Annotated in this window: 16 protein-coding genes; 5 read left to right on the top strand and 11 right to left on the bottom strand. The window is 38.5% G+C overall.

Annotation, left to right across the window (positions count from 1 at the left end; genetic code table 11):
• Entirely contained in the window at positions 1 to 2172 is a 2172-nt protein-coding gene (locus tag ACKWBX_RS07520; RefSeq protein WP_413968056.1) for a LysM peptidoglycan-binding domain-containing protein, read from the bottom strand.
• Positions 2173 to 2263: 91 nt separating this feature from the next.
• A complete protein-coding gene (gene guaA, locus ACKWBX_RS07515) occupies positions 2264 to 3796 on the bottom strand; it encodes a glutamine-hydrolyzing GMP synthase (protein ID WP_413968055.1) in 1533 nt (510 codons plus the stop codon).
• A gap of 917 nt (positions 3797 to 4713) precedes the next feature.
• Here guaA and ACKWBX_RS07510 point away from each other — a divergent pair.
• Positions 4714 to 5259 (top strand): pyridoxamine 5'-phosphate oxidase family protein, encoded by a 546-nt coding sequence (locus ACKWBX_RS07510; RefSeq protein ID WP_413968054.1) that lies wholly within the window; start codon positions 4714 to 4716, stop codon positions 5257 to 5259.
• Here the strand turns inward: ACKWBX_RS07510 and ACKWBX_RS07505 are convergent.
• Both ACKWBX_RS07505 and bshC read right to left on the bottom strand, forming a co-directional pair.
• Positions 5256 to 6632, bottom strand: coding sequence for a glycosyltransferase family 39 protein (locus tag ACKWBX_RS07505; RefSeq protein ID WP_413968053.1), 1377 nt, complete (start codon positions 6630 to 6632; stop codon positions 5256 to 5258). The two genes, ACKWBX_RS07510 and ACKWBX_RS07505, sit on opposite strands and share 4 nt — an antisense overlap.
• A gap of 4 nt (positions 6633 to 6636) precedes the next feature.
• On the bottom strand, positions 6637 to 8241 hold the full coding sequence (gene bshC / locus ACKWBX_RS07500) for a bacillithiol biosynthesis cysteine-adding enzyme BshC (RefSeq protein ID WP_413968052.1): 1605 nt from the start codon (positions 8239 to 8241) through the stop codon (positions 6637 to 6639).
• 173 nt (positions 8242 to 8414) lie between these two features.
• Between bshC and ACKWBX_RS07495 the strand changes: the two genes are divergently transcribed.
• The 3 genes from ACKWBX_RS07495 to ACKWBX_RS07485 all read left to right on the top strand — a co-directional run bounded on the left by ACKWBX_RS07495 (position 8415) and on the right by ACKWBX_RS07485 (position 14586).
• The gene (locus ACKWBX_RS07495) at positions 8415 to 10868 is read left to right on the top strand and encodes a M14 family metallopeptidase (protein WP_413968051.1); all 2454 of its coding nucleotides are present in this window, start codon (positions 8415 to 8417) and stop codon (positions 10866 to 10868) included.
• Positions 10869 to 11003: 135 nt separating this feature from the next.
• Complete coding sequence (locus ACKWBX_RS07490; protein ID WP_413968050.1) at positions 11004 to 13376, top strand: DUF2339 domain-containing protein; 2373 nt, start codon at positions 11004 to 11006, stop codon at positions 13374 to 13376.
• Positions 13360 to 14586, top strand: coding sequence for a DUF3999 family protein (locus tag ACKWBX_RS07485; protein ID WP_413968049.1), 1227 nt, complete (start codon positions 13360 to 13362; stop codon positions 14584 to 14586). The genes ACKWBX_RS07490 and ACKWBX_RS07485 overlap by 17 nt, the downstream gene beginning before the upstream one ends.
• Before the next feature lie 282 nt (positions 14587 to 14868).
• On the opposite strand, the gene rimO is transcribed toward ACKWBX_RS07485, so the two are convergent.
• Positions 14869 to 16170 (bottom strand): 30S ribosomal protein S12 methylthiotransferase RimO, encoded by a 1302-nt coding sequence (gene rimO / locus ACKWBX_RS07480; RefSeq protein WP_413968048.1) that lies wholly within the window; start codon positions 16168 to 16170, stop codon positions 14869 to 14871.
• Between the two features lie 148 nt (positions 16171 to 16318).
• On the opposite strand from rimO, the gene ACKWBX_RS07475 reads away from it, so the two are divergent.
• Complete coding sequence (locus ACKWBX_RS07475; protein WP_413968047.1) at positions 16319 to 17425, top strand: serine hydrolase domain-containing protein; 1107 nt, start codon at positions 16319 to 16321, stop codon at positions 17423 to 17425.
• 104 nt (positions 17426 to 17529) lie between these two features.
• Here ACKWBX_RS07475 and ACKWBX_RS07470 read toward each other — a convergent pair whose 3' ends face one another.
• The 6 genes from ACKWBX_RS07470 to ftsY all read right to left on the bottom strand — a co-directional run bounded on the left by ACKWBX_RS07470 (position 17530) and on the right by ftsY (position 23357).
• Positions 17530 to 18246 (bottom strand): tetratricopeptide repeat protein, encoded by a 717-nt coding sequence (locus tag ACKWBX_RS07470; protein WP_413968046.1) that lies wholly within the window; start codon positions 18244 to 18246, stop codon positions 17530 to 17532.
• A 114-nt stretch (positions 18247 to 18360) separates the two neighbouring features.
• Positions 18361 to 18867, bottom strand: a complete 507-nt coding sequence (locus ACKWBX_RS07465) for a hypothetical protein (protein WP_413968045.1) — start codon at positions 18865 to 18867, stop codon at positions 18361 to 18363.
• Between the two features lie 38 nt (positions 18868 to 18905).
• Positions 18906 to 19715, bottom strand: coding sequence for a hypothetical protein (locus tag ACKWBX_RS07460; RefSeq protein WP_413968044.1), 810 nt, complete (start codon positions 19713 to 19715; stop codon positions 18906 to 18908).
• A 46-nt stretch (positions 19716 to 19761) separates the two neighbouring features.
• Entirely contained in the window at positions 19762 to 21456 is a 1695-nt protein-coding gene (locus ACKWBX_RS07455) for an amidase family protein (RefSeq protein ID WP_413968043.1), read from the bottom strand.
• Positions 21457 to 21519: 63 nt separating this feature from the next.
• Positions 21520 to 22356, bottom strand: coding sequence for a DUF2911 domain-containing protein (locus ACKWBX_RS07450; protein WP_413968042.1), 837 nt, complete (start codon positions 22354 to 22356; stop codon positions 21520 to 21522).
• Positions 22357 to 22394: 38 nt separating this feature from the next.
• Positions 22395 to 23357 carry a signal recognition particle-docking protein FtsY gene (gene ftsY, locus ACKWBX_RS07445; RefSeq protein ID WP_413968041.1) on the bottom strand — a complete coding sequence of 321 codons (963 nt, stop codon included), beginning with the start codon at positions 23355 to 23357 and terminating at the stop codon, positions 22395 to 22397.
• Positions 23358 to 23394 lie beyond the last annotated feature (37 nt).

The raw sequence follows: 23394 nt of genomic DNA, 5'->3' as shown, positions 1-23394 counted from the left end.
CTATTCTATTTCTTTAATTTTCATATCTTCATAAGACATGATGTAACATGCTTGGTTAAAATAACCTGATGTCGCATCTTTTTCATAATCGAACTTATTTCCGTTATACTCCGTAGAGCCAACATATTTGGATACATACATCAAATCTTTTTTATAGGCAAGTTTAAGCAAAAGATCGTACATAAGATCAAATCCTCTAACGGCGTATCTATCCGGATCGTCACCAAATCTTTTTCTATACCGCTCTACAAAAGCATTGCTTTGTACTTCTCTATATACTGACGGATAAGTGAAATTTAAATTGGACAGATGTGTACTGGATATAACATCATTTTCAAAGGCATTGTTCATGTCCGTAGTGAACATTCTCAATTTTATCTCCTTATCTGATTTCTCGGGGTCCAAAGGAGTTCCATTAAATGCGTTTAAGATGGAGACGACACTGGAAATCAATTTGAAATTCCGTGATTCTACGAATACCCAGTTTTCGACATCTTCCGATAATAAAGTGGCCATCTTATCGCGATTAATGCCAATGTTTTTCTCTTCTTCTTTTACGCTGACCACTTTGGCGTCCGGAAAAAGAGCCACAATGGAATCGGATACCGCTTTCTTGGATTCTTCGGCAATGACCAGAATATTTTGGTCCACTCTTTTGTCTTGAACGAATTTTAGCATATGTGCACGCAGCACCTCCTCATTCGTATAGGAGAAAAACACGTTATCTAAACTAATATCGCTTTTGGCCGGAACTGGAGCAATAACGGGAATCTGATTTCTAGAGGCTTGCACGGAAACCTCTTTTAACGAAGCTACATCCAAAGGGCCAAAAATGGCATTATATTCATTGATGTTTTCTTGTAATAAAATTTGTTTTGTCTTAACCAAGTCCAATTGGTTATCCATGGTCTTAACATCAACGGAAATCCCCAAGGATTTAACAGAATCCAATGCCACCAGTGCCCCGGAGTACAGACCAAGACTGTATTTTAGACTATTTCTATTACCTATAGTTTTGGCAACTTCTTTCTTATCCCTCAGGTCCAATTTATCCAACCTAAAAGGCAACAGAAACAACACCTTTGGTCTGTTTTCCACATTAATGCTGTCCAATAAGTTTATTTTGTCCAGCACGAGCGAATTTCTCACCTCAAAATCACCTTCCTGATTTTTAGGCAACTTTAAAATCATGCCCGCTTTTAAACCTTCCTGTAAATCCGGATTTAATTGAACGAGTTCTTGCCAAGTAACTCCAAATTTTCGAGTAAGGCGAAATTCATTTTGCTTTGGCTTTACTTCATAAAAAATATAGTTCTCCGTATTGATTTCTCCTGGGTCTCTTTTCGTTTCGGGTATTCTGATTACCATTCCTTCCTTTAATCCTCCTTTTTCCACTATTTCTGGATTCAACCGGACTATTTCATCCGATTTTACTCCAAATTCCTTTTCCAATCGATAAAAATTCATCTTTGGAGGAACGGTATAAGAGATAAAAAGCTGCGTTTCCTGATTTTCTACCGTACTCCCAGGAATTTTTGGAAGCAACAGCTCAAACCCTTCTGCCAAATAATCGCTTGTTTTTGAAAGACTAGGATTCAAGACCAGCATACTATCAATTGTGATTCCATATTTATGGGCTATGCTCCATCGCGTTTCTTTTGGGGCAACTACATATTTCTCATAATTGTTAGGATTTAGCACTTCCTCGTCTTCTTGGGGCGTTCTATATTTCGGAATCCGCAACTCCATTTTCTTTTTGAGTTGTGCGGCATAAAGCTGCTTGTTGTATTTTTTCAGCTCCTCCTCCGTAATATTATAGCGCTTGGTGATTCCATAAAGCGTTTCCCGCTTTCTTACTTTATGGGTCGTAAATCCTATCGGTTCCCTTTTGACCACTGAATCTTGCACGATACCTTTTAGCAAATCGGTTACACCTTCTGAATTATCGGTGCCGATAGCTTCTTTCTTTTCTCCGGGAATTACTAGGATAGTATTTTTCTCCAATGGTTCGTTAGCACGTATCTCCCTATTGTATTTTAGGATGTTCTCTGCGGTAACCCCATATTTTTGAGCTATACTTTCCAGCGTTTCTCCCTCCTTGACCGGATGTGTAGTAAACTTTTGGGCAGTTGCTTTGCAACCTATAAAAACAAACAAAAGCAATACTAGCATATTTTTAAAAACTCGATTCATGTGTTATCTTGGTTGTTTATTTTTCGTTGATTATTACTGCAATTCATAACTCTTAACTCAGAACTTAAAATCACTCCCATTCTATGGTAGCGGGCGGTTTAGAACTTATGTCATAAACTACCCTGTTCACTCCTCTGACCTTATTGATAATTTCATTGGACGTTTTCTGTAAAAACTCATAAGGTAAATTTACCCAATCCGCGGTCATACCGTCCGTACTTTCTACGGCTCTTAAAGCTACACATTTCTCATAAGTTCTTTCGTCTCCCATAACTCCTACACTATTTACGGGCAAAAGCATGGCTCCGGCCTGCCAAACCTTATCATAAAGTCCCCATTCCTTTAATCCATTGACAAAAATAGCATCAACTTCCTGCAAAATGGTTACTTTTTCTTGGGTTATATCCCCTAAAATACGAATCCCAAGACCAGGCCCTGGGAAAGGATGTCTTCCCAATAATGTTTTATCTATTCCAAGGCTGGCCCCTACCCTTCTTACTTCATCCTTGAAAATCATTTTTAACGGTTCCACTACTTTCAATTTCATAAAATCCGGCAGACCACCAACATTATGATGACTTTTTATAGTGGCCGAAGGCCCTCCCGTTGCGGAAACCGATTCTATCACATCCGGATAAATGGTACCTTGTGCAAGCCATTGTGCGTTTTCTACTTTGTGGGATTCATCATCGAAGACTTCAATAAAGACCCTGCCAATGATTTTCCGTTTTTTTTCCGGGTCACTTTCTCCGGCCAAAGCATCCAAAAAGCGTGCCGAAGCATCCACACCTTTTACGTTAAGGCCCATCCCCTCATACTGTTTTAACACATCTGTAAACTCATTTTTTCGCAATAATCCATTATTGACAAAAATACAGTGGAGATTTTCACCGATGGATTTATGCAAAAGAACTGCTGCCACGGTAGAATCCACTCCACCGGACAATCCTAAAATTACCTTTTGAGACCCAATTTTAGATTGTAGATCTGCCACCGTAGTCTCAACAAAAGCATCGGGTGTCCAAGTCTGTGCCACACCTGCTATATCTACGAGAAAATTTTGAAGGACTTGTTTACCATCGGTACTGTGATACACTTCTGGATGAAATTGAATACAGTAGGTATCTTCATTTTTAAATCGATAGGCGGCAAACTCCACATCGTGGGTACTGGCCAAACATTGCGCTCCCTCCGGTAATGCCTTGATAGTGTCCGCATGGCTCATCCATACCTGACTTCCTTTTGACACACCCTTAAAAAACGGCTCATCTCCTGAAACATGTGATAGGTTGGCCCTGCCATATTCCCGCGTATTGGAAGCTTCTACGTTGCCTCCATTGAAATAAGCCAAATATTGTGCTCCATAGCACACCCCAAGTAAGGGTTTTTTACCTCTAATCTCTGATAGATTAACATGGGGAGCATCTTCCGCCCTAACGGAGTATGGAGAACCCGAAAGAATTACCGCTTTATATATGGAGAGGTCTTCCGGTAGTTTGTTGTAGGGTTTGATTTCACAAAAGATATTCAGTTCTCGAACGCGTCTTGCAATAAGCTGGGTGTACTGCGAACCAAAATCTAGGATAAGGACGTTATTTTGCATGGGCAAAAATAGGAAAATTAGCAATTTAAGGAAGTAATCTTATAGGATATTTGTGACGGTTTTTTAACAACTGGTCAAGGAGCAAGAAATAGTATTTTGACTATACTTTCCCTATACAAAACTATCCAAATGATTACCAAATTCTATTTTTAAAATTACCCTGTTTTCTATCGGTTTTCCTTTTTTGGCGTTAGGGAGAATTATAATAAACATATTGTTTGTTAACAATTTACAACAATCCATTAATACCATGATACACTTCGTCCAATAGCGACCAAACAATTATTTGGTGATTATCTTTATAATAATTTATAGAAACTAAAAAATGAAACTTAAACTTTATATAATGATATATAAATCATTGGTTATTATAGCTTTAAATCTATTCCTACAAATTCAAAAATCGTAAAAAATTAGATTGTCTTTTCCAACATCGATCTCAAAAGAAAACGATTTACTACCGAAGAAAAAATCAATGAAAGTAAGATGATTCAAATGGATACAATAAAACCGACCCTCGCGCAATACTGTATTTGTAAATATCCCACTTACCTAAAGAACAACTGAAATAGAGGATTTATAAACACAAAAGCCCGGTAACCAGCCGGGCTTTCTATTCAACCAATCAAACAACCGAATACAGTTGAAGAATCTGAATCTGAGATTCTTTTTCATAGCAATCTGTATTCTTTAATTTAGACGGACATTTTTACCATTACTTACAAACTATCTTATAAAAGGAAAGCTCGGGAACCACCCCGAGCTTATTAATCAAAATCAAAAACCAACCTAAACTCTTATCTTTTTCAAAGTGGATTAAATCTTCTTCATCGCAATTTTATATAGAACAATCCACTTTAAGAATACCCTACTTCTTTTTCCTCTTATTTTTCATAACTTTAAAAAAAGCACTTTTTATGACCGAGACTTTCTGGCAAGAACTGACCGAAGAACTAAAGAAATCAACTATCAAAAAAGGACATCCTTTTCGATATTTCACTTTGGCTACAGTAGGTTTGGGAAATATGGCCCGCTTAAGAACAGTAGTGCTTAGACAAGTAAAGGCGGATTTGGGCCTAATCTTTTATACGGATAGACGATCCAAAAAAATAATCCATATCAAAGAAAACAACAAGGTAAGTCTGCTATTCTACCATCCGAAGAAATTAATGCAGCTAAAAATCGAAGGAACCGCTACTCCAATCACGGATAAGGAAACGTTACATAAATATTGGAACGGTGTACAGTCCAGCAGTAGAAAGGATTATATCACCAAAAATGCTCCGGGCAGTGAAATAGACAATCCTGATCATGTAGAATATCTTGAAAACGAAAATTACTTCTGTATGGTGGAAATAGAACCTATTAAGATTGAGTATCTAAAATTAAAACGGCCCAACCACCTCCGCGTACGGTTTTCAAAAGAAAATAGGGGTTGGAACGGGGAATTTTTAGTCCCTTAGTCCACAATAAAATATAAATCTTCCATTTCTTTTCCGAAACCCTTTAAACTATCGATCAAAATATCATTTTTAAGATCTTCTTTTTTAAAAACCAATTTGACACTATTTTTTGTGGTTGACTTGAATTTGGGCAATGAAAAATCATCTAGGGCGAAAATTTCTTTTTGGGGATTTAAGATGCGTACATTTCCACCATAGGTCACATTGGGAAGAATCCACTCTTTTTCGGGATAATTGCTGTTCAGTTTATCGGATACCGGTTCAAATCCAAAATGCACGGAAGATGGAATATCCAAAACCTTTTCAATAGGCGTTCTTACTGTTTGTCCAAAAATCACTATTAGAAATAAAACAAACCCAAACCTTGACCACTTTTCAATCGATTTAAAATCTATAGTTCTCATTAATACTATCGAAAAAGGCAAAAACAATGGCAAAAGCCATCTTGGTTCAACTTTTTGAATATTCAATACGATAAAGAAAAGTGCCAAGACTACCAATTGTGCCCAGAAGAATTTAGAAAACCAATTCTTTTTAAAAGTGATGAACTTCAATTTTTTGAACAGGAAAGCAACGAGTAACCCGACTCCCAAAATGCCAATAAGCTTTATCATGGTCATTGTATAGGAAAATAGCGGTGTAACAACGGGGATGGTATTTGGATTGCTACTTTCCACTTTTAGGACAACACTTTCCTTCAAGATTTCCAAATATCCTTCCGGCCCCAACAACCAATAAAAATGGGGAGCTACCAACAGTGCGGCAAGCAACATCGTCACTACAAAATAACGATGTACTATTAACTGGCGCAGGTTACGGTCAAAAAGCACCGATAGCATCAAAGCACCCAAAAACAAAACGTAATTGTACTTGGACAACATACCCAGACCTATAAGCAGTCCTAAAACCGAATAGTTCAAAATAGATTTTTTAACCGTCAATCTTTGGATGATCAAAAACGAGCTCACTATCAGTAAGCATAACAATGAAGTATGGGAGAGCCTACGAAATGTAAAATCCATAAAAACGGGCACCAACGCAAAACACAGTACAGAAAGTTCTGCTTTAGCGCTATTTGATAACGTATGCTTGGCCAACCGATGTAAAGCGATTAAAATACTTGAAAAAATGAGTCCCCTTAACAAGGAAAAGGAAAATTTAGACACTCCGAAAATACGGTTGACACCAAATTGAAGCCAAGTGTACAAAGGCGGTTGGTCGTCATAACCCCATCGGAGCCATTGCGAATAGTATGCCTGCTCGGCATCCTCCAGTTCCATAGCACTTTTAAAAAAAGGTATCCCAGTGATGGCAAAAAAAGATAGTAGGGCAAGAATATTTATTCTGCTTGAAAAAATATGTTTTAGGCCCATTAGGCTACTTTTTGGTAAGAATGGTAAAAGATTTGCTTAACGGGACAAGGTTCTCTATCAAGTAGGGAATCAATTCGGCTCCATATTCCAAATACAATTCCGAGAAATTCAGGTTACGTTCCTGTAAGGATTGACCGGGGAAAAGTTCGTTTTGAATATCGGTCAAACGTATAACGTGCTCCCTTAACTTCTTTTTTTGTGCCTTTAAAAGACGTTTTTCAAGATGGTCCAGTCCTTTTTTTTGTTTTACTTCTTGCGCTTTTACAGCTCCCAAAAAGGATTTGTCCGTTTTCTCCGCCAATACGTACATTTCCTTGAATTGTTCTTCCAAAAGCTTTTTCTGCGGGGAAAAATCAATATCGATATTGGAAATTTCACGTATTTTCTTGTTGATAAGACTGTTCTGTTTTAAGAATAAGTCTTCGGTACTAAGTCCCATTCGCTCCAATTTACCCGATTGCTTCTCCGTAACCACCAAAGCGGAATTACGCAAGAGCAATATGGGAAAAGGCACCTCCATTCCTTCAAAAGCGGTCTTAAGCTCCAACCAGTAGGCAATTTCCCCTCCACCGCCAATGTAGCACAGATTGGGCAAAATCACTTCTTGATATAGGGGTCGTGCAATGACATTGGGCGAGAACCGTTCAGGATACGTTTCCAATTCCTCCAACAGTGCCTCCTTCGAAAAAGAAATTTTTGTATCGTTCACGAAATAAGTGCCATCTTGTGCTATGATTCGTTCGCGAATCCCATCAATCAAATAAAAATAATTTATTTCCCGCGGGTTCACCTGAATACCATAATCCGATGAAATTTCCTGGATTTTTTCGCTTGTATCCGAAACAGCATTAAAGGCCTTTTGCTCCAAAATATCTTTCTTGGCATAGGGAATGAGTAACTTTTTTAATGCTTTATCATCGCCATCCACAATGACCAACCCATATTCCCCAAACAAACTATTGGCCAAATATCTTGTAGCATCCGTTAGGTTGCCATGTTCAAGATAGGCCGATTTGAACAGCGCTTTTAAGGTATTGGCATTCTTACTGTTTCCCAGCGCATTGGCAAAGGTTTTGAAAACTTCTTCCAAACCTTCTGTTTTCAGGTGGCCTACCGCTCCGCTTGCCTCCCGGTTCCACAAGATTTTTCTTCCTTGAAAATTAAAGTAATTTATTTCGTCAAAATCATGGTCCTCCGTTGCCATCCAATACACGGGCACAAAATGATACTCCGGAAACTCATTTTTGAGTTGTTCGCTAAGGTTTATGGTAGATATGATCTTGTACAAAAAATATAGGGGGCCCGTAAATAGATTCAACTGATGGCCCGTTACTATGGTAAAGGTCTTTTCGTCCTTTAGCAAACTTATATTTTCCAATGTCAACTCAGTTGTGTCAAAACCGTTGTATTGTTCTGATAACGATTTGCTCAAAATAGACCTGTTCACAGATGGGAAATGTTCGCTCTTTTCTTTAAGCTGATTTTTAAAGCCCGTGATGTCCGGAAAGTGATTATAAAACGGTCTGAGTTTTTTATCTCCTTCTATATAATCACAAATAAATTTTGAGAAATAACCGGTTTTTCTAAAGGGCAAACAGTCAATATCCATATAAGATAAAATGTGGGTAAATATAAAACTCTCCTATTTTTGAAATTCCTAAAAATACGTTAATTAGATGGTCTTTTTAAATACCTGTTTATTCGTCAAAATACACAGGATGGCGTAATTTTTTTGAGGATAATTTGTTAGATTTGACAGTATCCCGATTTGAAAAATTACCTATGAAAAAAGTTTTACGCGCACTACTTATCCTAATCCCGGTTTTTCTTTCCGCACAACTTCAATCTCCTTCCGAGTTTTTAGGCTACGCATTGGGAAGCCAGTTTACCAGACATCATCAAGTAGTGGATTACTATAATTATTTGGCAAAGCAGGAACAGGATCGGGTTCAATTGATGGAATACGGAAAGACCAATGAACGCAGGCCTTTGCTTTTGGCTTATGTTTCCTCTAAAGCCAATATTGAAAATCTTGAAGAAATTCGTTCGGAACACTTAAAAAATACCACTGGTGAAGGAAAATCCGAAACCGCTATTGTATGGTTGAGCTATAATGTACATGGCAATGAAAGCGTAAGCACGGAAGCCTCCATGCAAACTATTTATGACCTGTTGGCTTCCAAAAGCGACTATTTGGAAAAAACGGTCGTAATCATTGATCCATGCATAAACCCTGATGGTAGGGACCGTTACGTAAACTGGTATAATCAATATAAAAATACCGAGTATAATATTGACCCTAACTCCAAGGAACATCATGAAGGTTGGTGGAGCGGTAGGAGTAATCATTATATGTTCGATTTAAACAGGGATTGGGCCTGGCTTACCCAGATAGAAAGCCAACAGCGTTTAAAACAGTTTAATAGGTGGCTTCCCCATATCCATGTGGATTTTCATGAGCAGGGAGTGGACAATCCCTATTATTTTGCGCCTGCGGCGGAACCTTTTCATGAGGTCATTACTGACTTTCAACGCGAATTTCAAGAAACCGTTGGAAAAAACCATGCAAAATATTTTGATGAAAATGGATGGTTCTACTTTACAAAAGAAGTTTTTGACCTGTTATATCCCAGTTATGGCGATACCTACCCTACTTATAATGGTGGCATTGGCATGACCTATGAACAAGGTGGAAGTGGAAGGGCCGGTTTGGGAATCACAACAAGAATCGGGGATACCCTCACCTTAAAAGACCGGATTGCCCATCACCATACTACAGGGCTTTCAACCGTGGAAGTGGCCAGCAAAAATGTTGAAAAATTAAATAACGAATTCAAAAAATTCTATGAGGATAAAAAATACAAGTACAAGACCTATGTCTTAAACGGAAATCCGGACAAACTCCGGGCCTTGGAAAAACTGCTTTCGGCACACGAAATTGAATATGGTTACGGTCAAAGCGGTAATGCGAAGGGTTTTAGTTACCTCAGGAATAAACCGGGTTATACTGCAATGACAGATAACACCATGATTATTTCTTCGGACCAACCGAAAAGTACTTTAGTGAAGGTTTTATTTGAACCTCAGGCCAAGTTGAGCGATTCCGTTACCTATGATATTACAGCTTGGTCATTACCTTACGCATATGGGTTAGATGCTATAGCGACTGAAAATATCATTATTTCCCAAACCAATAGACCAGATTCATCTATCTTAAATAATATCACCACTGATGCATACGCCTACATCACCGATTGGAACAGTATGGAAGATGCTAAATTTCTAGCCACGCTATTAAAGGAAAAAATAAAAGTACGGTTTGCCAACCAGCCATTTGTCTTGGAAGGCGTGTCCCATAAAAGGGGAAGTTTAATAATCACTAAGAGCGATAATAGAATGCATCTGGATTTTACCGGTGCTTTGAAAAAAGTTTCGGAAAACTATCCCACAAAAAAACTCCACGTGGCCAAAACCGGTTTTGTGGATAGTGGTAAGGATTTTGGTTCCAGTTCCGTAGCCATGATTCCCGACTTAAAGATTGCCGTTCTTTCCGGCGAACCGACCTCAACACTGCGGTTTGGTGAAATATGGCATTTCTTTGAGCAACAATTAAATTATCCGATAACGGTTCTGGACGCCTCCTATTTTGATAAGGTAAACATTTCCCAGTATGATGTACTCGTATTCCCCGATGGTTACCAGTATCATGACTTCCTAAAGGAAAATACGTTTAAGAAAATAAAAGATTGGGTGAAAGATGGTGGTAGGCTCATTGCCCTAGGGGGCGCTATAGATGGTCTGGCAAAGGACGATGCTTTTGGTATTTCGAAAAAGGAAACCGAAAAAGATACTATTCCCAACTTGGAATCGTTTGAAGGCAGCCAAAGAGAACGTATAAAATCTGCCATTACGGGAGCTATATTTAAAGCAACGGTAGACAATACTAATCCGTTGGCCTACGGGTATGATGACACTTACTTCACGCTTAAATTGGGGGACAGGGCCTATAACTACCTGCAAAAGGGAAATGCGGTGTATTTAGACAAAAAAGCCAACGTACCCATTTCCGGTTTTGCGGGGAGCGAAGCGCAGAAAAAAATCGATGAAACCCTTATTTACGGTATGGAGCAAATAGGAAAAGGCCAGGTCGTATATATGGTAGACAATCCCCTATTTAGAGGATTTTGGGAAAATGGCAAACTCTTTTTTGCCAATGCACTCTTTATGTTGAACTAAACCGATACAAAAGCCATAACACTGTATTCAGGGTGTTACATTGGTATAAATCCCGTTATCTTGCCAACAAATCCGTGACTATACCGTTCTTTATGGGTTGGTTAACCCAAAAGAATGGAATAAAAACAGACCAAGATGGACCAAAATCAGGATAAGATAGCCCAACTTGTGGCGAAATTAGAGCTATTACAAAGAAAACAACATAATTTTGATGTTGAACTGGAAGCTCTGAAAACGGAAATTCAACTTCTTCGCAGTGAAACTGTGGTAGAAAAACCATTGGAAACCGGAGCGACTCCTGAAAAACCTGTATTGGAAATAGCAAAAATAGTAGCGGAGAGGGAAGCGTCCGATACCAATAAGGAGGTAGATGCAGCAACTATTGTGGCACCCACCTTAAAAAAAGAACCACCGAAACCAACGGTCCCAGTAAAACCTAAAGGAAAATCGAACCTAGAGAAGTTCATTGGTGAAAACCTTATCAATAAAATAGGCATCCTGATTACGATAATCGGGGTAGTCATAGGCGCAAAATATTCCATTGAAAATAATCTGATCAGCCCGCTGACGCGAATTGTTCTAGGTTATGTTGTTGGGCTCGGTTTAATTGGCTTTGGCATAAAACTAAAAGCCAAATACGAGAATTACAGTGCCGTGCTGGTTAGTGGCGCTTTGGCCATAATGTATTTTATAACCTATGCTGGATATAGTTTTTATGAATTATTTCCGCAAACCATGGCTTTCGTCATCATGCTGTTTTTTACCGTTTTTGGAGTGGTAGCGGCACTTCATTACAACAAGCAGATTATTGCCCATATTGGCTTGGTAGGTGCCTATGCCGTACCTTTTTTATTAAGTAACGATTCTGGTAATGCAGCTGTGCTTTTTGGATACATGGCGATTATCAATATCGGTATTTTGGTCATTGCCTTTAAAAAACATTGGAAACCCTTATACTACGTCGCTTTTATTTTTACTTGGCTTATTTATGGGAGTTGGGCCGTTTTCTCATATGAGAGACATGAGCATTTTTCCATGGCATTGATTTTTCTAAGTGTATTTTTCTTCATTTTTTATACCATTTTCCTTGCCTATAAATTGATCAAGTCGGAAAAATTCAAAATATCGGACATTGCTTTATTATTGTCCAATTCCTTTATATTCTATGCCATCGGTTATGCATTTTTAAGCGGACATGAAATAGGTAAGGAATTGTTGGGATTGTTTACATTGGCAAATGCCGTGGTCCATTTTGTTGTGAGTCTTATTATATACAAACGTAAACTGGCGGACCGTAACCTATTCTTTTTGGCTTCCGGTCTCGTACTGACTTTTATAACCATTGCTATACCTGTGCAGTTGGATGGCAACTGGGTAACACTTTTATGGGCCTTGGAAGCTGTATTATTATTTTGGATCGGGCGTACAAAGAACGTAGCCGTATACGAGCACCTTTCCTATCCCCTTATGGGACTTGCCTTTCTAAGTCTTATGCACGATTGGGGATTAAGCTATAACGATGCCGGTTTTAAAGATGAAGCAGATGCTGTTCGCCCCTTTTTGAACATTACTTTATTGACATCGATATTAACGATAGCTTCCTATGCTTTCGTCAATTGGATTCATACGAAACATCCCATACAACGGAAAACGATATTATCTCAAATGATGTGGGTAGGTATGCCCGCCTTGCTGCTTGTGACCCTCTATTTTTCGTTCTATCTAGAAATTAATTACTATTGGGATAGTTTGTTTTTTGTCTCCGAGATAGAAATAGACAATCCGGATAATTATTCATATCCGCAGCATAATTATGACTTAAGAGAATTTAAAGCTATCTGGCTTATCAATTATTCGCTTTTGTTTGTGACGCTACTCGCTTTCATCAATATGAAAAAAATAAGAAGCAGGGTCTTGGGTATCATAACTTTGGTTTTAGGGCTATTGACGAGCCTAATATTCTTGACCAACGGTCTGTACATACTTAGCGAGCTTAGGGAAAGCTATTTGAACCAAGAACTAGCGGCATACTATAATATCGACTTCTTTAACATTGGCATCAGATACGTTGCCTTGGTGTTCTTCGGTCTGCTTTTGTTCACTATGCATAGACTCATACGGCAAGCTTTCCTTAGAATCAACTTTAAAATTCCGTTTGAATTGTTGATGCACACCGCCATTTTATGGGTTGCCAGCAGCGAGTTATTAAATTGGATGGATATCTCCGGCTCCAACCAGACCTATAAACTGGGACTTAGTATTCTTTGGGGCGTTTATGCTTTATTACTTATAGTTTTGGGTATTTGGAAAAAGAAAAAATACCTGCGTGTTGCTGCCATATCTTTATTCGGAATCACCCTGATAAAACTGTTTTTCTACGATATTGCGTCCCTTAATACCATTTCAAAAACTATCGTTTTTGTATCGCTCGGGGTATTATTATTAATTATCTCGTTCCTTTATAATAAATATAAACACGTTATTACAGAAGATGAAAACGAAGCTTAAAATTGCATTTTTGTTCGTAAGTGTTGGCGTAAGTTCTCTATTTGGTCAACTGAAAGAATACGAAAAGAAGATTCCTTTGAGCGGTATTACCGAAAAATGGCATTCCATACGGTTGCCCGAGACAATCTTTTCCGATATAAACGATGATTTTTCGGATATACGCATTTATGGCGAGACAGCAACGGATACCCTACAGGCACCTTACCTGTTGGACGTCTCGGCGGAAAAAAAAGTTCAGACGCCCATCGAATTTAACCTCATCAATCAAGTATCCAATACAAAAGGACAATACTACACCTTTCAATTAAAAGAACCGCTCACCATTGATAGAATTGGACTTCATTTTGCGAATACCAATTTTGATTGGAAAATAAATCTTGAGGGAAGTAATGATCAATCGGAATGGTTTACCATTCTAGAGGACTATAGAATTCTTTCCGTACGCAATAAGGATACCGATTATAAGTTCACGGATTTAAATTTTGCAAATTCCAAATACCGATACTTTAGGGTCTTGATAAAAACAAATGATGCGTTAACATTGGTGGACTCCAAGGTCTACACCCGTAAAAAAAGACCTGCCAAATATGTAAACTATGAAGTTTCCGAATATGAAAAGCGGGAAGAAGGGGAATCCACTATCATAGAAATCGATTTAAAAAAGCGTGTACCCGTTAGTCTTGTTCAGCTCCATATAGATAGTACCATATCTTACAAAAGACCAGTAACACTATCATACCTTTCGGATAGTGTACAGACCGAAAAAGGCTGGCAATACCGTTATAGAAATGTGCTTTCTACAACCTTATCTTCCGATACAAAAAACAATTTTACGTTTAATACAGTATTAACCCAGAAACTTAGGTTAGTCATAACCAACAGGGATAACGAAGCTTTGTATATTAATAATGCCGAAGTAAAAGGGTACGAATATCATTTGATAGCCCGCTTTACCAAACCAGCGAACTACTATCTGGTCTATGGTAATGAAAATGCGGATTTTCCCAAATACGATATTGAGGATTTAGTGTCCATAAAACTATCGGAAGCTCCTCTTTTAAGTTTAGGGAAGGAAGAAATTATTCCCAAAACACCACAAGTGAAAAACGCTCCACTGTTTGAAAATAAAATCTGGCTTTGGGCCATTATGGGACTCACTATTGTAGTACTGGGTGGCTTTACCTTTAAAATGATGCAGAAGAAAGCCTGAATATTGGATAACTAGTCATATCGATTATGTTTTCATATACCAATCTGTAGGTGAGACAAAAAATTTAATGATTTGAGATTCCTCCTCGTTCCTGGCTCGAAATGATACTCCTTATTCACTAAAATATTTTTCTGGTGAAGTGCGCCATATCGACAGAGCGATTCAGACAAAGCACTGAAGCGCGACGAGATATCTAAATGAAAAATCTTTTAAAGCCTGTTCCGAAGAAACACGAAGGACTCGTAACGGTATATGATTTATTATGGAAGAACACGTTTATCACTAAACAGGCTCCCCGTACAAATCAAAATCGGCCGCTTCGGTAATTTTCACGTTTACGAATTCGCCCTGCTTCACATAATGTTTGGCAGCATCGATTAAAACTTCATTATCCACATCGGGCGAATCAAATTCGGTTCTACCGATGAAATAGTTTCCTTCTTTTCGATCTATAATACACCTAAAGGTCTCCCCTACTTTTTGCTGATTGAGTTCCCAAGAAATCTGGGACTGTATTTCCATGATTTCATTGGCACGTTCTTGCTTCACTTCTTCAGGAACGTTATCCTCCAAATGATAGGCATGGGTGTTTTCCTCATGACTATAGGTAAAACAGCCCAACCGCTCAAAGCGCGTCTCCATGACCCAATTTTTAAGTGTCTGGAAATCTTCTTCGGTTTCTCCCGGATATCCGACAATCAAGGTAGTACGGATGGTCATTTCGGGAACGGCGGTCCTAAAATCCTGCAATAGTTTGGTGGTTTTGGCCTGCGTGGTCCCTCTGCGCATACTTTTTAAAATAGAATCCGAAATATGTTGTAACGGAATATCAAGATAATTGCAGACTTTGGGTTCCCTTTTCATAACCTCCAAAACATCCATCGGAAAACCAGTGGGAAAGGCATAGTGCAAACGTATCCATTCAATCCCATCTACTTTAACCAGTGCTTCCAATAACTCGGCAAGGTTTCGTTTTTTATATAAATCCAGTCCGTAATAGGTAAGGTCCTGTGCGATTAATATCAATTCCTTAACACCTTTGGCGGCCAACTTCTCCGCTTCGGTGACCAAATCGGCAATCGGTTTACTTTTATGTTTTCCGCGCATTAAGGGGATGGCACAAAAAGAACAAGGTCTGTCACATCCTTCGGCTATTTTTAAATAGGCATAGTTTTTTGGTGTTGTGGTCAATCGTTCCCCGATCAGTTCGTGTTTATAATCGGCCCCTAGCGCTTTTAACAAGTTGGGCAATTCACTGGTCCCAAAATACTCGTCCACATCGGGAATCTCCTTTTGTAGGTCCGGCTTATACCGCTCGCTCAAACAACCGGTCACAAATACTTTATCCACTATCCCGGCCTCTTTCTTTTCTACATACTCCAAAATAGTGTTTACACTTTCCTGCTTTGCATTCGCTATAAAACCGCAGGTATTGATGACCACCACATTACCTTCCTCCTCATAGACCACTTCTTTGTCATTGGCCCGTAACTGGCCCATGAGCACCTCGGAATCGTACACATTCTTGCTACATCCGAGCGTGACTACATTGATTTTGTTCTTTTTAAGGGATTTTGTTCTCATAACTATAAAATGGTTCCCGTCTGGCAATACGTCGGGGCAGGCGCAAAAATACAACAAGGGTTATGAAGTATGCACAACTTACACGATTTCTTGATGTTTCGCGTTAAACCATAACATCAAATAGATGTCTAAGCTTAAAACCAGTATCATGAAAAAGCGGTTCATTCTACTAAATATTACCATGGGTCTGTTTCTGTTGGATTGTTCAAAGGATTCTACCTCCGAGCCAATAGAAAACCCAATGGATGACCCGGCGATGCTAGAAGCCTACTTTCCACCAATCGATTCCGATGAATGGGAAACAATTTCTTTGGATTTCCTTGGTTGGGATTCGGATGCCGAACAGCCGTTGTTCAACTTTTTGGAAGAAAGGAATACGGATGCTTTTTTGGTATTGAAGAACGGGCGAATTGTAATCGAAAAATACTTTGGCGATTTTACCCAAAATGACAATCACGTATGGAACTCCGCCGGAAAAAACCTGACTGCCATGACCACTGGTATCGCACAGTCGGAAGGGTTTTTATCCTTGGACGATGTTTCCGCCGATTACTTGGGAGCGGGCTGGTCCAACCTTACTACGGAACAGGAACAGAACATTACAGTTTGGAACCATCTGACCATGACCACCGGATTAGATTATACGGTCGATGATTTTTATTGTACCGATCCCGAGTGTTTGACCTATAAAAATGCTCCGGGCGATTTTTGGTATTACCATAATGCACCTTATACGTTGGTGACCGATATTATTTCCAATGCTACGGGGATGGATTTCAAGGATTATTTTGCCAACAAAATCAGGAACAAAATAGGAATGCAAGGGCTCTGGTTAAAACTGGGGTTCAATAACAATTATTTTAGTACCGCCCGAAGTATGGCCCGTTATGGAATTTTAAACTTGAATGAAGGCATGTGGGACGGTGAAGCTATTTTAACCGATAAAAACTATTTTGCCGAAATGACCAATACCTCGCAAGACTTGAACCAAGCTTATGGCTATCTCTATTGGTTGAACGGAAAGGAAAACTATCGCGTTCCCAGTTTGGAGGTTGCATTTTCGGGTAAGTTGATCCCTAACGCTCCGGAAGACCTTTATGCGGGTCTGGGCGCAAATGACCAAAAAATGTATGTAGTCCCCAGTGAAAAGTTGGTCATTATCCGAATGGGAGGGGACTCTGGAGAAACATTTTTGGGGCCTTCCAACTTTGACAACGAACTTTGGAACTTGTTAAATGCTATTTTAAAACGATAATAGAAGGAGCCTTGTTCGAGTAAATTTCATATATAACTTTTTGTTTCTCCTTACAAAGAAAAATAAAACGTAAAGTATTAATTCACTTTATTGGACTATAGTTTTTAATGGGAAAATCTGTCGTCTACAGTTACTTTTTCCAATTCTTGTTTAAACTCCCGTATCTCCCATAAATATATTTCGTTAAGATACTCGTTGTATTCATTATCTCTTTTGTAAGTAATGTTTTCTTCTGCTTTTGCGATATGCTTTTTTGCTAGTTCTAGTTTTCCCAATTTTGTATAGGTTTTCGCAAGACCAAAATAGGCTTCACAAATATGCTCCGATTGTGACAATGCTCTATTGAACTCTAAAATAGCTTTTTCAAAATGTTCAAGCTCATACTCACAAAGGCCCAGGTAAACAAAAGTTTGAATATCCGCCCAATCTTCTTTTTCATTTTTGATGTAGCGATTGAAACATACTATCGCCTTTGAAAAATCTTTCTTGCCAAAATAACACTCTCCTCTAAGAAAGTCAATATTTTCTCCCCAAGGTGCGTCCACAACATTTGGTGTCAAACTGTCCAACCTTTTAAAATCTTCCAACGCATCATCATATTCCCTAAGAAAACGAAGTTTCATATAACCGCGATAGCCTAAATGAAGTACAGGGTCAATTTCAACTGATTGATTTAAAAGTTCAAAACCTCTTGCATGATTTCCATATTTATTAAAGGCAACTGATTGTTCAAAATAGGCATTGGAATAGTCCGGATACTGAGCTTTTAATAAATCGAAAACTTGTTGGGATAACAGAGAACCTTGCATATGTTCCGCCATCGAAAACCTATCTTCTTTTGGGGCCAAGAAAACAAAGTATACTATGCACAATATGAACATTAGGAATATTGATGAGAATACTATTTTTAGAATTTTAAAAAACAGTTTCATGCCTTAAAAGATATCGGATACAAGTCCATTTGTTATTTTAAAATTGATAAAATAATAACTATCGTATTTTTTGCCGTTCTTGGTTTCAACTGTCCAATTTTTCAACTCTTTGACCAGCGATATTAGATGTTCCGTTTTGGCATTATCAAAATCTGTCGCTATGAGTTTTTTATTGATAGCTTTTACTCTAAAAATTCCCGTTTCGCCTTTACAATTGACTATGAAGCGTATTGTTATGGTACCACTTTTTTTTCCAAATGAGAGTTCGTCTTTTCTAATTTTTGGTAACAGTATATTTTTTATTGCTTTTTTTCCACCATTATAATCGGTTGAAAACATATAATACTGTCCAATTTGGTCTTTGTCACACAGATTTAGTTCGGTTTTATCAATCTTCGAATCGTAGGTAATGGATTCTATTTTGTTTTTAGTAAAATATCGTACCGAAAGGAAAATACCAACCGACAAGGCCGCAGTTGATATTAAAAATATGTTCCAGAAGTTTTTCAATCCAATCTTTGGTTAGGGATTTGCATGGCGAGGTTTTGTTAGGCAACGTTTTTTTCTGCGTTAAACATGCCCTGAATTGAAACTTTTAGGAGTGCCCTTTCAATTACTACTTTATTATGTTTTCTATTTTCAGGTTTTAATTGACTTTTTAATGATTCAAATTTCATTCCGAAAACCTGATGAAATCCAACATAGAATAGAGCGCTTAAGATAATTTGATTATGTTTTATTAAATCCTGCATATCTGCTTTAAACTCTTTTGAGTCTATTTGAATTTTTTTAGTTTCATCTAGATTGGAAATGCTTTTTGGTCTTGGCTCCTTAATTGGATATCCGTCATAATGTTTTACGCAATTTGAAATCCAGTTTATTTTCTTTGTTATCTTAAAATTATAGATAGTTTTATTAAGCTCTAAATCGAACTCTTTTTTGAGATATTCATTCATAGGTAGAAAATCATCTTCAAAATCCAATTCTTCAAAAAATTCATCCATTAAAGGAACTACGTTTTTTAGAAAGCTTTCATATTTATGATAAGCACCAACATAGCCTAACCGCACAGTTTCATAGTAGTTTTCCATATACTCTTCCTCCGTCAATTTAAAAGAACTTTTATATTTTGAGTGTTTTAGTTCTCTTTTGAAATCCTGCACGGATTTCAGGGAAGCAGGTAAATAATATTGAACAAATAGATTCTGAAATGCTTGAAATTCAGCAGCAAGTCTAACTACAAAATTGAATAGTTTTTTTCCTAATGAGTCAGTTTGGGTTAAATGAAAATTTGAAATTTTAGAAAAATCCGTTTGTAGGTTTTCAACTAGTGCATCTATGGAATTCTTTTTTCTCAAATTTTTGTTTTAAAAATTGCCAATAATTAAATACTGTTATTGACTATTACTCATACCCTTTAGGCATCTTTCGGTTGGGGAATTCTTTTTCATAAGCAGCGCCTAAACGCAATAGATCAGCTTCACTAAATGGTTTTCCAATAAAGGTTAAACTAATGGGTTCGCCGCTGGTTTTATAGCCCATAGGAATGGTAAGTGCAGGATATTTCGCAACGGCGGCATACCCGGCATGGTAATTATTAATGGAAAGGATAGCATCCAGATCGTGTGCATCCAAAGCGGTATCAAAGAAAGTGCGCCCGTTGTTTTCTAGCGTGGTTTTGACTTCCTCCAGACCTTCGGTAGTGGTGGAATCTGCCAAAATTCCTTCAAACAAAGCTTGCCCATAGGGAATACGCGTCAATGAATCGGCCGCATTAAATGTTACCGCATCTGAAATGGACTTAATCTTTACTTTTTCAGGATTTGTGTGCGTCTCAATATAGGCTGGCAGGTCATTTTTCATATCAATATTCAGGATACTTAAAAAACCGTCCATTGCCACTTCGGGAGGAGTAAATTCAGTGATTTCCGCTCCTTTGGCCCTTAAGTTTTCTATGGTCGTTCTGTAAATGGAATCGCTCTCCATCAAATTTTTAAAAGCTCCCAATCGCATTTGACTGAAATCCGTTGGATGCATTCCCGCAGAGATAATTCCAGGATATTGTTCTTGTACGGATTTACTGTCCGTTCCATCATAACCTGTCATTGCGGATAATAGCAAAGCATTGTCCAACACATTTTTGGTCATGGGGCCCGGCGTATCCAACGTACTGGAAATGGGTACGATGCCACTTCTGCTCAAAAGACCTATGGTTGGTTTTAGGCCCACTACAGAATTTTGACTACTTGGTGACAAAATAGAGCCCGATGTTTCCGTTCCTACCGCGGCAACAGCATAATTGGCCGCTACTGATGTTCCGCTACCGGAACTGGAACCTCCGGTTTCAAAAACACGTCTTCCATAAGGATTCAACGTTTGTCCTCCCACGGCACTATAGCCCACGGGACAGCCGCTACATAAGAAATAGGCCCACTCGCTTAAATTTACTTTCCCTAAAATCAATGCTCCTTCTTCTTTTAATCGTTTTACGATAAAAGCGTCTTCCACATCATTGTCCATCAACGCAATAGCACCTGCCGTTGTTTTCATACCGGCCGTATTGATATTGTCCTTTAATAAAATAGGCATTCCGTAAATAGGGTGTTTGGATGACGGGTGATTTCCCTCGCTTTTCAGTTTGTCCAAAGCCCTAGCTTGTTCCACTACCTCGTCATTTAAGGCAATGACCGTGTTTAAGGTTGTGGCATTATCCAACTCATACTTATAAATTCTATAGAGATAAAAAAGGGTCAATTCCTCATAACTCAGCTTATCTTCATCAATTAACTGCTGTAATGAAAAGATATTCTGCTCTAAAATGAGCGGTTTTAAAGTTTCATATTCGTCATCCGTCATTTTGGAAACCTCATCGTATAACGGGAGAAAAACATCATTTTTATCCAAAACTTTGGATTGGATAAGTTTGTACTGCATTCTGCCAATTTCATGGTCGGCATTTGCGGCAACTTCAATAGAATCATTATACGGTTGCCATAATACTACCTCTTCGACAGGCTTTTCCTGTTTACAACCTACAAATAGTATTAAAAAGATGGGAAATGATAATTTTCTTAAGACAAAATTAAATGAGTTTAGCATTTTGAAGGGTTTGTTATTGTGAATTCTAAATATAAGATTTCTCCCCTTCGGTAAAAAACCTAGTCAATTGTTTTTTAGAGTGGCTTGCCACTTTTTTATATTCTTCCGATTCATACGAACGAATTCATCTTTACCCTGTTTCTCTGCTAGCTCCAATGATTTTTGTGCAGAGCCGATAGCCGATTCATAATCTTCCAAAGCCGCTTGGACCAATGATTTTACGCGATGGAAATAATATGTATCGCCGCCTTTTTCTATAGCATTGTTCAATAATTGAAGTGCTTTTGGGTATTCGATGCCTTGTTCTTGATAATACCTTGCGATTTCATAGAGTGTCTGTGCGGATAGATCGGTCTTTAGTTTTTCGACTATTTGTGCCGTCATCATCGCTTTGGTGTCAAAATACATAGGTACAGTAATTTTTGTATGCGCCCAATGCCAGACCATATCTAGGGAATTATGGGTAATATTGTCAAAATCGATTTGAAAATTTTCCTGAAAAGACAGTGTTTTTATTGGTTTTACTTTGATGCGCAATGCATCTTCCTGCGGGTCATAGTTATTTCTTCCATCGCCCCAATGAGTGGTATTCTTGTGAAATACAATTTCCCAAGTGTCCTTTTCGGGAAAAGCGTATAGTGCATAGGTTCCTTTGGGAAGTGTTTTTTCTTGAATGGTCACATCGGAATCGAACGTGATTTTTGTAGATTCATTGGCACCCACACGCCAAATACGACCATAAGGTACCAAGCCCGGTTGACCCTCCGTACGAAAACCAAAAATTTTTCGCCCTTTGGTAGCTGGCCTTGAGTAATCTACAGTGATTTCAGAAAGCCCTACGTTTTGTGTAATACTAGAAAACGGGCTGGCTTTGGGATGCTCGATTTGGGACCAACTCACGGTGCAAAAACAAAGTATACAGAATAATACAGCTAGTTTCAATTTTTAATATTGAAGAAAGAATCTACAAATTCATACTTATTGAATACTTGTAAGTCTTCGATACCTTCCCCTACGCCAATATACTTTACGGGAATCTGGAACTGATCCGAAATACCGATGACCACACCCCCTTTTGCCGTACCGTCCAATTTGGTCACCGCCAGTGATGTTACCTCGGTCGCCTTCGTAAATTGCTTGGCCTGCTCAAATGCATTTTGCCCGGTAGACCCGTCCAATACCAAAAGCACTTCGTGCGGCGTGTTTTCCACCACTTTCTGCATCACCCGTTTTACCTTGGTCAGCTCGTTCATTAAATTGACCTTATTGTGCAAACGCCCGGCCGTATCTATAATCACTACGTCCGCATCTTGCGTAACCGCGGAGCTTAGCGTATCAAAAGCTACGGACGCAGGGTCGCTTCCCATCTGTTGTTTTATGATGGGTACATCTACCCGATCCGCCCAAACCTGTAATTGGTCAATTGCTGCTGCCCTAAAGGTATCCGCTGCCCCCAAAACTACTTTAAGGCCTTGGTTCTTAAATTGATATGCCAACTTACCTATGGTCGTGGTCTTACCGACACCGTTAACGCCAACGACCATAATCACATATGGCTTTTTGTCTTTGGGCACTTGAATCTCTGCTGCTTCCCCGGTATGCGTTTCAGATAATAGACCCGCAATTTCTTCCCGGAGAATACTATTTAATTCATCCGTACCTACATACTTATCTTTTTGGACCCTAGCTTCTATACGTTCTATAATCTTGAGCGTTGTGCTCACGCCAACGTCAGAAGAAACCAATACCTCTTCCAGATTATCCAATACGTCATCATCCACTTTGGATTTCCCTACAACGGCTTTTCCCAGTTTGGAAAAAAAGCTCGTCTTGGTCTTTTCCAAGCCCTTATCCAAAGTCTCTTTTTTCTCCGATGAAAAAATCTTTTTAAATAAACTCATGCTGTAATCAATAGTTCATCAAATATAAAAATTAAAA

This window comes from Maribacter algae (assembly GCF_047345745.1).
Lineage (GTDB): Bacteria > Bacteroidota > Bacteroidia > Flavobacteriales > Flavobacteriaceae > Maribacter.
This window is presented reverse-complemented; position numbering and strand designations above follow the sequence as displayed.

Excerpts from the sequence above, each read along its gene's own strand:
- bshC (WP_413968052.1), bottom strand. The coding sequence starts at position 8,241 with ATGGATATTGACTGTTTGCCCTTTAGAAAAACCGGTTATTTCTCAAAA.
- ACKWBX_RS07470 (WP_413968046.1), bottom strand. The coding sequence starts at position 18,246 with ATGGCGGAACATATGCAAGGTTCTCTGTTATCCCAACAAGTTTTCGAT.
- ACKWBX_RS07520 (WP_413968056.1), bottom strand. The coding sequence starts at position 2,172 with ATGCTAGTATTGCTTTTGTTTGTTTTTATAGGTTGCAAAGCAACTGCC.
- ACKWBX_RS07485 (WP_413968049.1), top strand. The coding sequence starts at position 13,360 with ATGAAAACGAAGCTTAAAATTGCATTTTTGTTCGTAAGTGTTGGCGTA.
- ACKWBX_RS07510 (WP_413968054.1), top strand. The coding sequence starts at position 4,714 with ATGACCGAGACTTTCTGGCAAGAACTGACCGAAGAACTAAAGAAATCA.
- ACKWBX_RS07455 (WP_413968043.1), bottom strand. The coding sequence starts at position 21,456 with ATGCTAAACTCATTTAATTTTGTCTTAAGAAAATTATCATTTCCCATC.
- ACKWBX_RS07505 (WP_413968053.1), bottom strand. The coding sequence starts at position 6,632 with ATGGGCCTAAAACATATTTTTTCAAGCAGAATAAATATTCTTGCCCTA.
- ACKWBX_RS07490 (WP_413968050.1), top strand. The coding sequence starts at position 11,004 with ATGGACCAAAATCAGGATAAGATAGCCCAACTTGTGGCGAAATTAGAG.
- ACKWBX_RS07495 (WP_413968051.1), top strand. The coding sequence starts at position 8,415 with ATGAAAAAAGTTTTACGCGCACTACTTATCCTAATCCCGGTTTTTCTT.
- ftsY (WP_413968041.1), bottom strand. The coding sequence starts at position 23,357 with ATGAGTTTATTTAAAAAGATTTTTTCATCGGAGAAAAAAGAGACTTTG.
- ACKWBX_RS07475 (WP_413968047.1), top strand. The coding sequence starts at position 16,319 with ATGAAAAAGCGGTTCATTCTACTAAATATTACCATGGGTCTGTTTCTG.
- rimO (WP_413968048.1), bottom strand. The coding sequence starts at position 16,170 with ATGAGAACAAAATCCCTTAAAAAGAACAAAATCAATGTAGTCACGCTC.
- guaA (WP_413968055.1), bottom strand. The coding sequence starts at position 3,796 with ATGCAAAATAACGTCCTTATCCTAGATTTTGGTTCGCAGTACACCCAG.